The 13,679-nt window shown below is 34.8% G+C and carries 12 protein-coding genes; 5 read left to right on the forward strand and 7 right to left on the reverse strand.

Features of this window, described 5'->3' with window-relative positions; genetic code table 11:
* The first annotated feature begins 1 nt into the window (after position 1).
* The gene (locus AABJ44_RS06800; RefSeq protein ID WP_338371133.1) at positions 2 to 1,039 is read left to right on the forward strand and encodes a uracil phosphoribosyltransferase; all 1,038 of its coding nucleotides are present in this window, start codon (positions 2 to 4) and stop codon (positions 1,037 to 1,039) included.
* Positions 1,011 to 1,685 carry a tetratricopeptide repeat protein gene (locus tag AABJ44_RS06805; RefSeq protein ID WP_338371134.1) on the forward strand — a complete coding sequence of 225 codons (675 nt, stop codon included), beginning with the start codon at positions 1,011 to 1,013 and terminating at the stop codon, positions 1,683 to 1,685. The genes AABJ44_RS06800 and AABJ44_RS06805 overlap by 29 nt, the downstream gene beginning before the upstream one ends.
* Here the strand turns inward: AABJ44_RS06805 and AABJ44_RS06810 are convergent.
* From AABJ44_RS06810 to AABJ44_RS06830, 5 genes are all read right to left on the reverse strand, one after another.
* Positions 1,663 to 3,015 carry a hypothetical protein gene (locus AABJ44_RS06810; RefSeq protein WP_338371135.1) on the reverse strand — a complete coding sequence of 451 codons (1,353 nt, stop codon included), beginning with the start codon at positions 3,013 to 3,015 and terminating at the stop codon, positions 1,663 to 1,665. The two genes, AABJ44_RS06805 and AABJ44_RS06810, sit on opposite strands and share 23 nt — an antisense overlap.
* Before the next feature lies 1 nt (position 3,016).
* Entirely contained in the window at positions 3,017 to 4,447 is a 1,431-nt protein-coding gene (locus AABJ44_RS06815; RefSeq protein ID WP_338371136.1) for a motility associated factor glycosyltransferase family protein, read from the reverse strand.
* Positions 4,448 to 4,515: 68 nt separating this feature from the next.
* Entirely contained in the window at positions 4,516 to 5,985 is a 1,470-nt protein-coding gene (locus AABJ44_RS06820) for a 6-hydroxymethylpterin diphosphokinase MptE-like protein (protein ID WP_338371137.1), read from the reverse strand.
* Positions 5,986 to 5,987: 2 nt separating this feature from the next.
* Positions 5,988 to 6,788 carry a hypothetical protein gene (locus AABJ44_RS06825; protein WP_338371138.1) on the reverse strand — a complete coding sequence of 267 codons (801 nt, stop codon included), beginning with the start codon at positions 6,786 to 6,788 and terminating at the stop codon, positions 5,988 to 5,990.
* A 1-nt stretch (position 6,789) separates the two neighbouring features.
* Complete coding sequence (locus AABJ44_RS06830) at positions 6,790 to 9,606, reverse strand: midas domain-containing protein (RefSeq protein ID WP_338371140.1); 2,817 nt, start codon at positions 9,604 to 9,606, stop codon at positions 6,790 to 6,792.
* A 150-nt stretch (positions 9,607 to 9,756) separates the two neighbouring features.
* On the opposite strand from AABJ44_RS06830, the gene AABJ44_RS06835 reads away from it, so the two are divergent.
* Positions 9,757 to 10,254: a septum formation initiator family protein gene (locus tag AABJ44_RS06835; RefSeq protein ID WP_074645187.1), complete on the forward strand. Its 498-nt coding sequence runs from the start codon at positions 9,757 to 9,759 to the stop codon at positions 10,252 to 10,254.
* Positions 10,255 to 10,272: 18 nt separating this feature from the next.
* On the opposite strand, the gene AABJ44_RS06840 is transcribed toward AABJ44_RS06835, so the two are convergent.
* A complete protein-coding gene (locus tag AABJ44_RS06840; RefSeq protein WP_338371141.1) occupies positions 10,273 to 11,151 on the reverse strand; it encodes a TP0183 family DNA metabolism protein in 879 nt (292 codons plus the stop codon).
* Position 11,152: 1 nt separating this feature from the next.
* A complete protein-coding gene (gene smpB, locus AABJ44_RS06845; protein WP_338371142.1) occupies positions 11,153 to 11,614 on the reverse strand; it encodes an SsrA-binding protein SmpB in 462 nt (153 codons plus the stop codon).
* A gap of 210 nt (positions 11,615 to 11,824) precedes the next feature.
* On the opposite strand from smpB, the gene lepB reads away from it, so the two are divergent.
* Together lepB and hemW are read left to right on the forward strand one after the other, a co-directional pair.
* A complete protein-coding gene (gene lepB, locus AABJ44_RS06850) occupies positions 11,825 to 12,523 on the forward strand; it encodes a signal peptidase I (protein WP_074645193.1) in 699 nt (232 codons plus the stop codon).
* Positions 12,524 to 12,532: 9 nt separating this feature from the next.
* A complete protein-coding gene (gene hemW / locus AABJ44_RS06855; RefSeq protein WP_338371143.1) occupies positions 12,533 to 13,672 on the forward strand; it encodes a radical SAM family heme chaperone HemW in 1,140 nt (379 codons plus the stop codon).
* Positions 13,673 to 13,679 lie beyond the last annotated feature (7 nt).

A 13,679-nucleotide genomic window follows, 5' to 3' on the forward strand; every position in this document is an offset into this window, starting at 1 on the left:
AATGGCAGGAGACAATAAGATTATTCTTAAAGCAGAGGATTTGGACGGATATCTTACTTCAGAAGATATGGCCGATTTGAAACACCTTGAAGTTATGTTCAAGGAAACTATGAAATCCTTTGAACCAAAAGATGAAGAAAAAATAATTGAAGGCTATGATAAGCTTGGTCACGAAATGCAAAATATCTGTGCTAAGCATCCTAATATTAAGGTTTACTCTTTTGTAACAGAAGAGGGTGCTCATGCTGAATGTTCTCGTGTAATTTCTAAGCTCCGCGACGAGCGCACAGACCATCAGGAGTTTATGTACTACAGCCAGCGTGCATACGAAATGCTTTTCCGCATGGCTTATACAGACCAGCACTCTGACAAGAAAGGCCACATTGTTGTAAAGACTCCGGTTACTTTCCCTGTTCAGAACTATGCTGTTCATAAGATTCCAGACATTGATCACAAAATTGAAAACACTGTAATGTGCGTTATGCTCCGCGGTGCTCTTCTTCCAAGTATGATTATGTCTAAGGAAATTCAGGAATATTCAAGCCACGGATACAAAACTCCATTTGCACTTTTCAAAATCAGCCGTAACGATACAAAGAATGAAGCTGATATGGAATACATTATGGACCTCAATAAATCATTCTTCAACCTCGACCAGCTCGACGGTAAAGATTTGATTTTTGCTGATCCTATGAATGCTACTGGTGGTTCTCTTGTAACTGTTGTTAAGTACCTTCAGAGCCAGGGCGTTCGTCCAAAGTCAATTGCTTTCTTTAATACAATTTCAACACTTAAGGGAAGTATCCGTGTAACTCGTGCTCTTGAAAACTGTACATGTTACACACTCTGGATGGACCCTGTAATGAACGAAAAAGCTTACATTATGCCAGGACTTGGTGATGCAGGTGACCGCTTGAACGGCTGCGATACAAAAGATGCACCACGTAACATGATTCAGTTGATTGCTGATTATGGTCATAACATTTCCGGACTTTATAAATCTCAGCTTTATGAAATTGAAAAAATCGTTCTGGGCTAAGTTTACTTCTATAGCTGCAACAATAATTTTTGCCTCATGTACAACGACAAATCTCTCTGTTCCGGTTCCGGGGCAGGAGGGGATAAAAACTCGTAATATTTATGCTGAATATTATAATCTTGGTGAGTCGTATTATGAACTCGAAGATTATAAAAAAGCAGCAGAATATTATGAACTTGCAATGCGAAAAAAAGAACAGTATTGGGCTGCATATTATAAACTTGCAAAATGTTATGTGTACAGTTCAGACTGGGCTAATGCTCTTCCAATGTATAAAACAATTCTGGAACGGGATCCAGAAAACTCTTCAATAAAAGCAAGTCTCGCATATATATATTCTATGCAGGGAGATTTCAAGAACTCTGTAATTGTATATGAAGAGCTTCTTGCTGTTCAACCAGATAATCAGCAATATTTAGAAAACTACCTTGCAGTGCTGATTGCAGATAATAAGAAGTTTGAAACAAAAAATGCACAGAAGTTTACAGAAGCTTATGAAACTCTGAAAACAGAATATCCGGACAATAAAAATCTTAAAACTTTTGAAGATAAGTACAAAGAACTTATGAAGATTCAGGAAGAGAAACCGGAAAATAAAGAAACTCCAGATGTTCCTGAAGCTCCTAAGCCTGATTCTGCTCCATAAGCTTTCGGTACTTTTCTGAATCTACACGGAAAGCAATTACCGGAGAATCTGCATCTGAATGTTCGATTGACTGTTCTGCTTCAAGTAACAGACGGTCTCCTCCAACCATTCGGATTGAACGTGAAGAAATTCCAATACGGCTGTCTTTATTATTTACGATATTGCTTATATCACTGTATAACTTATCTGCAAGAGCAAGTGCTTCATCAACACTCATGCTGATTTTGATTGCAACAATACAGTCTTCTTTATATTCAAAAAGAAGATCCTTGAACTGGAACTGAATAGAAAGATAATTACAGACATTCTTAAACTCTTCACTGGTCTTTTCTATATTTGCAAGCTTAATGATAAACAGGGATAGATCAATTTCTGAAGCAGTTGCTCTGTCTATTTCATTATCAAGACGTGTCATTAAATATGATTCCCAGCCAATACCTGTTTCCGGATCAAATAATCCGGCAGGGGAAGTTTCAATTTCATCTATAGGAAGTTTTGCCATTTCAGTCTGAGCATCTGTAAGTGGCTCAGAGAAAATAGCCTGTACTTCTTCAGGAGTTACTTCACTTGATCTTTCTTCTTCCTGTTCTGGTGCTTCTTTCTTTACTGGTTCAGATTCTACAGGCTGCTCTTTTGAATCATTTTTAATTTCTGCTGGAGTTTCTGGTTCTGATTTTTTTTCTACAGGTTCAGATTCAGTTGCTTTGTCAGCTGTGTTTATTTCATTTTCAGATTCAGTTTCAATTTCAGTTTTTGAAAAATCTTCGTTATCTTCAATCTCATTTTCTTCTGAATCATCTTCTATATCTTCTTCGATTTCAGAAACATTTGAATTAGTCTCTGTTATATTCAGATAGATAATCATAATAATTGTAATAATTGTGATTATGAGGATTAACAAAAATGAGATTCTTGCATAATAAAAAATAGAATCAGGACGGATTAAATAAATATTACTTTCAATTGTTATATTCTGTTTATTAACATTGAGGTTTGTGCTGAAAGTTTTTGTCAGTCTGGAAATAGTTTCTTCTTTGCTTTTTCCTGTAGGATATAAAATTACTGTTTCATTATTTCTGCGGACATGAATGTATGAAAAATCAGATGCTTCTCCAATAGCTTTTTTAATTCCCTGTGAATATGCTGGAGTGTTTTCATCCTGTGCATAACTTAATGTTCGTATATCATTGGCAAGTTCTGTAAAACGCAGTTCAGAAGTTTTCAGATTTTTTGTATATTCATTAAATAAATTGTAGCCGAAAAAACTCATTGCAAAAATAAAAACGGCTGCTGCAAAAATTGTGTAAATAACGATAAATCGATTTTTCATACTATATATTATAACTTACAATACTGTCTAAAGCAAGTTTAAGTAATTCACTGTAATTAAGAGTTGAAAAGTTTCCATTGTTTCTAAGCCAGGCAATATAAGGTAAAAGGAGAGGTTCTTTTTCTTCTAATGATGATGAATTAAACTTTTTCATAAAAGATTTAGGGGAAAGTGTTTTATTTGGATTTAAAAGATTTACATTTACTTTAGATGAAGTTTCGAGATAGTAAATATCATCTTTCTTTGAAAAAGTAACATTCTTACCTGCCAGATATTTTTCAAGAGAAACTCTATAGGCCTCAAGAATATCAGTTGTTTTTATATTTGCTGAGAGTTCTTTTAATTCAGTACGGAACATAAGCTTAGAAAAAGTCTGTTCTGTTTCAGTCAGTCTTGAAGAATTTTGATTATAAAGAGTATCCAGATAAGTACCTGAAGCATAAGCTCTTCCATTCTGATAAGAAAAATCAGCTCCGAGAATTATTATTTTATTAAATCCTGCTTGAAGTGCAAAATCTAAGGCTGTAATTGTTACTGTACCAGCACCTGAAAAGAGTTGAGGGAGAGGGGAGCCCGAACTTAAATTTATTGCAGATGATAATGGATGTCCCGAACAAAAGAAAAATAATTTATGCCCCGTCTCATAAAGATACCTTGCCGCAGACGCATTTGCACAAAGGTCAAAAGCATAAACAGTCTCATCATTTTTATTTTCAGCATTACTTATAAAATGATTATAAGACACCGCCTGGCCATCTATGGAAACAATAACTTCCGGCGAGATTCCTTTCTTTTTAAGAGTTTGGGCTGCTGTATCTGTTGAAAAAATAAAATATTTATCTCTTTTAGATTTATCCGTAAGTATTTCAATCGTGCGATTAAGGGAAGGTCCAGCTGCAACTACAACTGCTGTTTTATTTTTTATACAGTCTGCGGTAAATAGTGAAGATGGTGTATTTAATTTTTCAGCAAGAATACTATTGTTAATAATATTTGAGTTCCAGATTTTACCAAAATGAGCCTGAACAGAATAATCTGCAGAAATAATTCCAAGAGATTTTTTTAGAACCTGATTTATTTCATTTATATGTGCTGAGTTTTCATTTATCCAGGCTTTCTGTTCAATAATTTTTAGATTTCCATCTCTGGCTGGTAAATAGTTTTGTGAAAGAATCTGTTCTATATTCTCAAGACATGCAAAAATTATCTGCGGATTTTTATTGAGTGAAGTTATTTTTTCGCTGCTCTTTAGAAAATCAAAATCCTCGCTAGAAAGTTCAAAAGCAATTATTTTTGAAGACGGAAATTTCTGTGAAAGTAAACTTATAAAAATTCCACTTCCAGTACCAAGAACTAAAAAGATATTTGCCTGTTCTGTAATTGTATTTAAAAGGTTTTCGGAATCTCGTTCCGGATTATAACGTGATTCCATTGTTCTTCCGCTTTGAAAGACCGGGATTAGAGTACCATTTTTTGCTGGTTCAAAACTTTTATATATACTCATGAAAAGATTCTCTCAATGCGTTTTTGTAATTTTTGCCATTCAGTTTCAATTCTGTTTTCAATTTCTTTATTCAAAGGATCATGAATTGCCTGAACAAAATCAAGAGGGAAAAGCTGTTTCTTCCATTGGATATTTTTTTCAGAATCATATAAAAGTTTCAGACATTCGGATTTATCAAACTGAAAATCAGATTTTGGGAATTTAATTTCAGATGTTTCTGAATGCTTAGAAATTAAATCGATGAAATCTTTTGCTGTAATATCTTTTATCCAGCCAAGAGAATTTCTGCAATATTCTTTTTCCATAAGACGGAAAATCTTTCTTTCCTCTGTCTTAAGCGGATTATTGATAAACCAGTTTTTATAAATATCCAAACTACCGTTAGTTAATTCAGATTTTCCTAAACGAGTTTGTTTTGTACTGATTCTATTATCTTTGTATGAAGAATTTTTTTCGAGTTCATTAGGCTGAGTATGCTGAAATCCTTTTTGAGCTGACATATCGAGACCGCAAAGATAAATATTATTTGTACAATATTTATAGGCAAAGAGAAGGGCAGTGCCGCTTACAGTTCCATTTCGAGATGCCTGTATTGTCTGTATATTTTGAGTTTTTAATAATGCAGAGGAAATACCATCTCCATAATCGAGAGGCATAACTGTAAGTTTTCTCAAAAGCTTTTTAGGACAATATGCTTCAGATGGTATAGCAACTGGAATATCATTTTTATAGAGAGCTTTTAAATGTTCTCCGGCCCAATAACCGCCATCAGTTGTCATGCATAAATCTGGAGTAATTCCGTTCTTTATACAAACAGAAATTGCTGAAGATAAACAGATTATAAAAAACTTATCCTGATAATCTTTAATAATATTAATAAAAGGAATAAGACTTGGACCAGAAGAAATTATAAGGGCCGGCTTATTTATTGTGTTTTCAAAACTGATTGTCTTTGAGCAGTATTTCAAAAAATTACAGCTGTTATATAACCATTTTTTTTCAAAATATTGTCTGGTTATCAATAAGGTTTTTGCTCGGAGCATTGACTGTCTTATTGCATTCCATACAATCTTATCTGTTTCGTTGAAAAGCTGAGATGATGCCGGCCAGCTGATAAAATGAGTTGTCAGTAACTGTTCTTCTGTAAAGTTATTTTCTAAATATGTTTCAAAATCAGGATGTTCATAATAATTTATTACAAAATCAAATTTACTGTTGTATTTAGAAAAATCATTTATATATCGGATTACTCCAGTTTTTATTTCCGGAAATTTCTGTTTTAGAAAATCAGCGCAATAGGAGAGTGCGGGTTCTGTAATTATAATTGTTGTCGGAGTAAAAGGAAGTGAAAGATTATCAACAAATCGCTGAGCTTCTTTTACAGGTGCATAATTTGAGTGAAGAAAGTGCCCTTCTACAGAAGCTGTAATTTCTCCATTTTTTGCTTTTTGAATTGTTACCTTCAAAATTATTCCGCCTGTAAATAATCTTTTATTGCGTCGCAGGAAGTTGCTTTTCCTGAAAAAGAAATCTGAACTTCAGAGGCATAAGAATCAAAGACTTCCTGAAGATTCAATTTTATATGCTGAGTTATGAGTTCTACGGAATAAGCTTTATCTGTAATTATTACAGTTTTGATGCTATGATCAGAGTCTTTTATTGTTGTGTCTGAATTATTATATAAGCATGCAAATCTGTTATAAACTTCATTTATTATTGCTTTATTAAAACTTTCAAAATTGTGTTTTGTATTTGTACTCTGTGAATTATAAAATGCTTTTACTGCTTTTTCGATATCAATTTTATACAATAAAACGACAGTGTTTTCTTTTAATAATGGATTGATATTATTGTATTCATTTGTATGTTCTGAATTTGAGATTTTATTAAAATCCTGTGCAGCCTTATCTGAAAGTATTCCTTCGCATAAAAGGATTTGGTTTGAACTATTTTTATAGACAGAAAGCTCCTGAAGCTTTTCTTTAAGGTTAATTGAAAAAAGTTGTAAAAGAGGATTTTTGTCTGTTCCAGTAAAAGTATAGATTTTGTTAGAATTGCTGCAGATTCCATTCCAGAAATCAACAGTTGAATCAGCGCAAATTATAGATTCACAATCAAAACCAATACTATTATTTACGCAGTAATAACTGTTTTTTTGTTCGAGTAAAGTACATAATTTGATTGAATGTTTATTTATAAAATCAGAAAAAGCCAGCCCCTGAGTTGTTACTGGTGTATCCAGGGTACTGGCTCGTGAAAGAAGTCCCATATCAAGAAAGTCCTAATTCATTGAACAGTTTCTTATAAGTTACAAATTCATCTGATTTAGCAAATTCAACAATCTTTTCTTCAGGAAGGTTTTCAAGCAGCTGATCCATGTAAAGAAGAACTGACTTGATATCCTGTTTAAGGTCTGCATTTGCAATTGAATCTGAAACTCCGTCAGCGTTCTGCTTATCAAGGTAAGCAAGGTTGCTTTCTGAAAGATTGTTATCAAGATTATCAACTTCTGCAAATGAAGGAACTGAACTAACTTCTTCTTCTACAGGTTCATCACTCAAAAGCTTGTCTACTGTTGGAATGTCATCATCAATAACTTCTGTTTCATCAACTGCTTCTTCAACAGGTGTTTCTACTGTTTCTTCGATGACTGGTTCGTCAATTACAGGTTCTTCGGCAATTGTTTCCTCAACAGCTGATTCTTCCTCAATAACCGGTTCATCATCAATTACTGTTTCTTCTTCAATAACAGGTTCTTCTGTAATTTCTTCAGAAACTGTTTCTTCTTCAACCGGCTCTTCGATTGTGTCAGGAAGTTCAGAAGGGAGCTCTGAAGGAAGGTCTAATGTATCTTCTTCAATTGATTCTTCTGCAATAAACTCTGTTGCAGTTTCATCTTCTTCTGTAGTTTCTTTTACTGAATCCATAAAGTCTGATGAAGTTGATTCAACAAGAAGGTCGTCTTCCTTAGGAATTGAAATCTCATCTGGAAGTTCTTCATTTTCATAAAGTTCATCATTTCCGTCTGGAATAAACTCATCAATCTTTGGTTCTTCAAGTTTTTCATCTGAGAAGTCAAAGTCATCTGTCTGATTATCATCAAATGTGATGTCATCAAGTGATGTATCTGTTTCATCTGAAATAGCATTTTCAATTTCTGAATCTACAGAATCTGTAATTTCAGTTGGTTCTACTTCAGAAGAAATAATTGATTCTTCAATAACTGTATCATCAGCTTCAACTGGAACTTCTTCAATATCAAAGCTTTCTTCTGTTTCTGCAGCTTCTACAGAATCTGTATCAATATCAACTGAAGTTTCTTCGATTACCGGCTCTTCAGAAATTGTATCGTCTACTACAGGTTCTTCGATTGCAGGTTCTTCAACAACTGTTTCTTCAGCAGGAGCTTCTTCTTCTGATTCAGTTACAGCTTCAACAGTATCTCCAAACTCTGCTGTATTCATGATGTTATCAAGTTCATCGAATGAAAGGGCAATTGTGTCATCACCATCGTCTTCGCTGAAGAATCCACCTTTATCTTCTTCTGCAGTTTCTGGATTTACATCATCATTTGAAAGGGCAGCGACAGCAGCACCGGCTGCAATACCTGCGGCTCCGGCAGCAACAACTGCGGCTGGATTAACTGTATTTTCCTGAGTTTTGATTTCTGCAAGATTTGATTTGAGCTTATTCATTTCGTCTTTAAGACTTGAAAGCTCTGAAACAATCTGCTGTAAGAGTGAATTATCAACTGAAGTTGTATTTGCATTTTCAGCTGGCTTTTCTTCAACTGATTCAGCGATTTCTTCAGTTTCCTCAGTAGTATCAGATTTAATTTCATTTACAACAGGAGCAGTTGCTGTATTTTCATCACCAACAGAAAGATCATAATCTACAATCTTATCTTTATTCTTTGATTCTTCTACGTCCTGAACAATTGGAGTTTCTTCTGCATCTGCATCAATTCCAAAGTCAGAAAGATCGATATCTTCTGTACTGATATTTTCTGAAGAAGAACTTACTGATGGGGTAGTGGTTTCTTCAGCTGTAAAACTTGAACCAAAATCATCAAGTGAAACTTCTTCTGTTTCTACTTCTTCAGAATTATCTGTTTCATCGTCAATATCATCATCAATAATATCAAGAGATACATTGTCTTCTGTTTCTACTGTATCTGCAGAATCATCAAAACTGATATCCATATCAAGTGGAGCTTCGTCAACGATTGGATCTGCTTCTTTTACTTCTGCTGGAGCTGATTCAAATGAATCTCCGTCCATAAAGTCATCGAGAGACAATTCTTCAGTGTTAGAAGAAACGGCTGCAGGTTCTGCACCTGGTTCATAACCGTTATTTCCGGCTGCTACTGATTCATCGGAGAAGCCACCGTCCATAAAGTCATCAAGTGAGATTTCTTCGTCATCACCAAAAGAAACTTCTTCAGTTTCTGAAGTTGTATCATCTGTTTCAAAGTTTACTTCTTCAGGAACGGCTTCGCTTTCATCAACAGCAAGAGAATCATCAATATCAAAACTTACATCTTCTGTTTTAACCTCTGATTCTCCAAGATCAAAGTTCAAATCATCATCTGAAGTCTCTGCTGTTTCTTCAGTTTCAGTAATTTCTGTGTCAAAACTTAAATCATCAGTTGAATCTGTAAATTCTGTATCAAAACTAACTTCTTCACCAGCATCTTCTGCAGCATCTGTTACTTCTTCTGAAACTTCTTCAGTTGTTTCTGGAATGTCAAAATCGCCTAAATCAAGGTCATCAGTTTCGGCTGGAGCATCAACCTGTTCAACTTCAAAACCATCTGTTATATTAGCAAGCTCATCTGTGCTGAGTGTTGTATCGTCTTCACTTCCAAAATCATCAAGAGGATTAGAATCAACTCCTTCCGGTTCATCCTTAAACATGTCGGAAAAGTCGGAGTCATCAAAATCTGGTAAATCCAAGCCAACATCATCAAGATTCAGTTCGTCCGATGTGTCTGCTGGGGTCTCGGTATTTTCGCTGCCACCTGTTGAATTCTTTACCCAAACACCGTAGCTCTCAAGTTCATTTGTATTGTCATCAGATTTACTCATATAGCTCCTCTCAAACGGATAGTAATATACTTTTTATTTATCGGCAGGATGAGTCGAAAAAAACAGTTATATTTACTATATTCTTTTTTTTATTATAACACATATTTTCATTTCAGAAAATGAAAATTTTTGCCGATTATTAAATTATCTATGAATCGTGCAAAGTATTTGGCAGCTATATTTTTCGGTACCTTCGTTTATGTTCTTCTATCCATGACTTTTGGACAGAATAGTCTTCATTGTTATAATAAGATGGAGGAGCAGAAGAGGCTTATAAGCCGCCAGACTTCTGATATTCAGAATATTAACAGTGAGCTTTCTCTTGAGCTTGCGGCCCTTCAGAATGACCGTGCTGTAATTGCGTCTTATGCTCATAAGCTTGATTACGTGAGTGAAGGGGAGAAATTAGTAAAAATTACAGGTCTTAGACCGGCTCAGACAACTTTGTACGATACAGGTACTGTTTTGCGCCATGAAGAACCGGATTTTATTTCTGAAAGAATCTGTAAAATTGCTGGTCTTGCTTTTGCGCTGCTTTTTGCATTGGTTTTCTTTTTATACGATGTAAGCTGTGGAAATATTGTATTAGGAAAAAATAAGAAACCGATAGTTACCGGTATTCCTGTTTATGATATTCCCCAAATCTAATTAAATTATCTCAAACAACTAATTAAGTTTAGTCCAAACAACAGGAATTGTACCTTCTTTGTAATCGTCTCCATCCGGAAGAAGTGTGTTTTTTATTCCCTTAAGAGTATTAGTATCTGTTAAAGTGAGTGTCCATTTTATCGGGGCTGCAGAAACAGCAGCTGAAAGAGCTGCTGTTCGTTTTAGATCCGGATAGAATGAGGCGTTTGAATTACCTTTTTGAATTACGGTTACTGTTCTGTTTGATTCTGAACCCGAAAGTTCAACAGTAATATTCATTGAAGCGCCGTTATTAAAAATTACAAAGCCACGGCCACCACGCATTATTACAATTTTATTGATGCTGTCTTCCCCGCTCCAGGTACCGGAAAGTTCTTCTGTAGAAGCGATTTTAGCTGATTTCGGAGTGCTTGTTTCCTGAATAGAGGTACTTATACCTGTTGCAACGTTGTCGTTTTCAATTAACTGTTTGATAGTATCTTTTAATACATCTTTTGGTTCCATCAATAATTTATAGAAGGAATCATATATTTTGCGTTTTGAATGTTCTTCGTTTTTAGTTTTGTCTACTACATAGTAAGTAGTAATCCATTTATCTGCATTAGTATCTTTTGTGATTAAGGTGAAAAATGAAAGTTTGCCTTCTGTAAATTCGGATGCGTCAGGACGTTCTGAAAGGTTTGGAGTAGTTCTTTTATCTGAAACGGAAAAATTATTTATTTCAGAAAGCTGGGTAAAATAGAGGTCACTTGTCATTTTTGACATATTTGCATCTATTTCTGTAGAGACGATGCCATAATAGTCAATATTATAACTTTGAGCAGAAAGAACTGCTGTGAAAATGAGAAGAATTGCTGATAAAATTGATTTTTTTGAAACAATTCTTGTGTTCTTCAAATCAACCCCTTAGCTTTCCTGCAAATTCCCGCTGGATGTCTCTCTGAACATCGCGGTCTTTAATTGCTGCACGCTTATCATACTGCTTTTTACCTTTACAAACTCCCAGTGTAACTTTTACACGGCCGTCTTTAAGATAAAAATCCAAAGGGATAAGTGTACAGCCCTTTTCTTCAACACGGCGGGTAAGCCTTTTGATTTCCTCTGCATGGAGCAGAAGCTTTTTAGGCCTGTCCGGATCGTGATTAAATATAGAAGAGAAAGAATATTCAGAAATATGGAAGTTCTTTACCCATACCTCGCCATTTGTAATTTCCGCAAAGGCGTCAGGAAATGAGATATTTCCATTCTTTACAGATTTGACCTCTGTACCTTCCAGTACAATTCCGCATTCGTAAGTATCTTCAATGAAGTAGTCAAATCGTGCTTTTCTGTTTTCTGCAATAATCTTTCTGTCGGACATAATGATATATTATAAAGTATAGTCTTATGCCTTTCAAGTTACCAGAATTCTAAGCGTAACTGAATAAAATTCTGCTTGTTCTATATTATGATGCGTTTATACTTACGCACCTTAAATTAAAAACATAGTGAAGGGTATTCAGTTACTCAAAAAAAAACTGTGTTGTAATAAACTATACTTTATGATATTTTTTTATAAATAAGGAACAACATGAACCGCAATATAGAAGTTTTTTCATATCAGCTTAAAAAAGAACGTCAGAAACGTGCAATTTCAGTAATTCTTTTCTTTATCTGTCTTTATATATTTGTAAATCTTGCAATTACATATCTTGTTTATCCTGTAAATCAGAATTCATGTTCTATGATACCCGATGTTCCTGAGAACTCTGTTGTAATGGTTTCTCCATTGCTGAATACCTATGAACGTGGGGATATCGTACTCTTAAAGCCACGTAATTCTGTAGATGTTAACTTTTTTAAACGTCAGGCAGATATTTTTGTACGATTTTTCACAGCACAGAAGATTTCAATAATCGAAAAAACTGAACTCCCTGCATCTAAAGCACATTTGCGCCGTGTTGTTGGAATGCCTGGTGATACTATTTATATGAGAGATTATGTTCTCTATATCAAACCGGCTGGACAAAAGCATTTTCTTACAGAATTTGAAATTGTAGACAAACCCTATAATGTTACTTTCTTTGTTCCACCTTCAGACTGGGATACAGAAATTGGTATAAAAGGCTCTTTTGATGAATTTACACTGGGATATAACGAATACTTTGTACTTGCAGATAACAGGAAATCTTCTGACGATTCACGTCTCTGGGGAGCTGTAAATAAAGAAGATGTAAGTGCAAAAGTATTTATGTGTTATTTTCCGTTTAAGAGTTTCCGTTTATTCTGATAGCTTTTGATGATGGAAAGTTCCCTTTATATACATATTCCGTTTTGTATTTCAAAATGCGCCTATTGTGATTTTTTCAGTAAGCCATATGAAGCAGTTCCTGATTCTTATATAGATGCATTGTGTAATGAAATCGACTTCCGTATTTCAGAGAATAATATAAAAAAGCTTAAAACAATTTATATAGGTGGCGGAACTCCAAGCCTTCTGACTGAAAATCAGCTTAAAAAAATCTTTTCAAAAATAAAATCTTCAGTAGAACTTGCTTTTGATGTTGAAATTACTATTGAAGTTAATCCGGATGATGTAACTGAAACTCTGCTGCGAGCTCTTTTTGACTGTGGAGTTACACGTATTTCCTGCGGAATACAGAGCATGAATGATTCTGTGCTCAAAAAAGCCTGCCGGCGTGCTGATGTTCAGACAAATAAAAACGCAATGGAAATTATAAGTCAGAATTGGAAGGGTGAAGTTTCATATGATCTGATTTCGGGGCTTCCCGGAGAGTCTGAAGAGAGCCTTATTGCAGGGCTGAATGAACTTTGTTTGTATAAACCAGATCATATATCTTTGTATTCCCTTACCATCGAAGAAAATACGCCGTTTGGAAAACAACTTGCTGCTGGTAACCTGGATTATGATTTTGATTATGCAGATAAGTTATGGCTAGCTGGCAGAGACTTCCTCGAAGCACACGGCTATAAATGGTACGAGGTTTCAAATTTCTGCCTCCCTGGAAAAGAATGTCGTCATAATCTTGTTTACTGGAATCATGGAAATTATATCGGTTGTGGAAGTGGTGCCTGTGGTACAGTCTATAAACCGGATGGCTCAGGCTTCAGATGGACTAATAATTCTGATATAGATGAATATATAAAAGTACAGAATGGACAGCCTCCACAGAGTTCTGAAAATATTGAACTTGAGACTTCTCAATTTGAGTTTTTTATGATGGGGCTCAGAAAAACAATTGGTATATCAGAAAAAGAGTATAAAGAGATTTTTGCCTGTGGTTTACCTGAGAAATTTCTTTTACTTTTTAATGCATGGAAAGAAAAAGGTCTATGCACACTTACTCAAGACGGCCGTTATGCTATGAGCAGGGAAGGAATGCTTTTTTTGAACCGTTTTCTTGAAGATCTTTTTTAATCAGGTA

Origin of the sequence: Treponema bryantii (assembly GCF_036492245.1) — a bacterium.
Lineage (GTDB): Bacteria > Spirochaetota > Spirochaetia > Treponematales > Treponemataceae > Treponema_D > Treponema_D bryantii_C.

Excerpts from the sequence above, each read along its gene's own strand:
- AABJ44_RS06800 (WP_338371133.1), top strand. The coding sequence starts at position 2 with ATGGCAGGAGACAATAAGATTATTCTTAAAGCAGAGGATTTGGACGGA.
- AABJ44_RS06805 (WP_338371134.1), top strand. The coding sequence starts at position 1,011 with ATGAAATTGAAAAAATCGTTCTGGGCTAAGTTTACTTCTATAGCTGCA.
- AABJ44_RS06810 (WP_338371135.1), bottom strand. The coding sequence starts at position 3,015 with ATGAAAAATCGATTTATCGTTATTTACACAATTTTTGCAGCAGCCGTT.
- AABJ44_RS06815 (WP_338371136.1), bottom strand. The coding sequence starts at position 4,447 with ATGGAATCACGTTATAATCCGGAACGAGATTCCGAAAACCTTTTAAAT.
- AABJ44_RS06825 (WP_338371138.1), bottom strand. The coding sequence starts at position 6,788 with ATGGGACTTCTTTCACGAGCCAGTACCCTGGATACACCAGTAACAACT.
- AABJ44_RS06830 (WP_338371140.1), bottom strand. The coding sequence starts at position 9,606 with ATGAGTAAATCTGATGACAATACAAATGAACTTGAGAGCTACGGTGTT.
- AABJ44_RS06835 (WP_074645187.1), top strand. The coding sequence starts at position 9,757 with ATGAATCGTGCAAAGTATTTGGCAGCTATATTTTTCGGTACCTTCGTT.
- smpB (WP_338371142.1), bottom strand. The coding sequence starts at position 11,614 with ATGTCCGACAGAAAGATTATTGCAGAAAACAGAAAAGCACGATTTGAC.
- lepB (WP_074645193.1), top strand. The coding sequence starts at position 11,825 with ATGAACCGCAATATAGAAGTTTTTTCATATCAGCTTAAAAAAGAACGT.
- hemW (WP_338371143.1), top strand. The coding sequence starts at position 12,533 with ATGATGGAAAGTTCCCTTTATATACATATTCCGTTTTGTATTTCAAAA.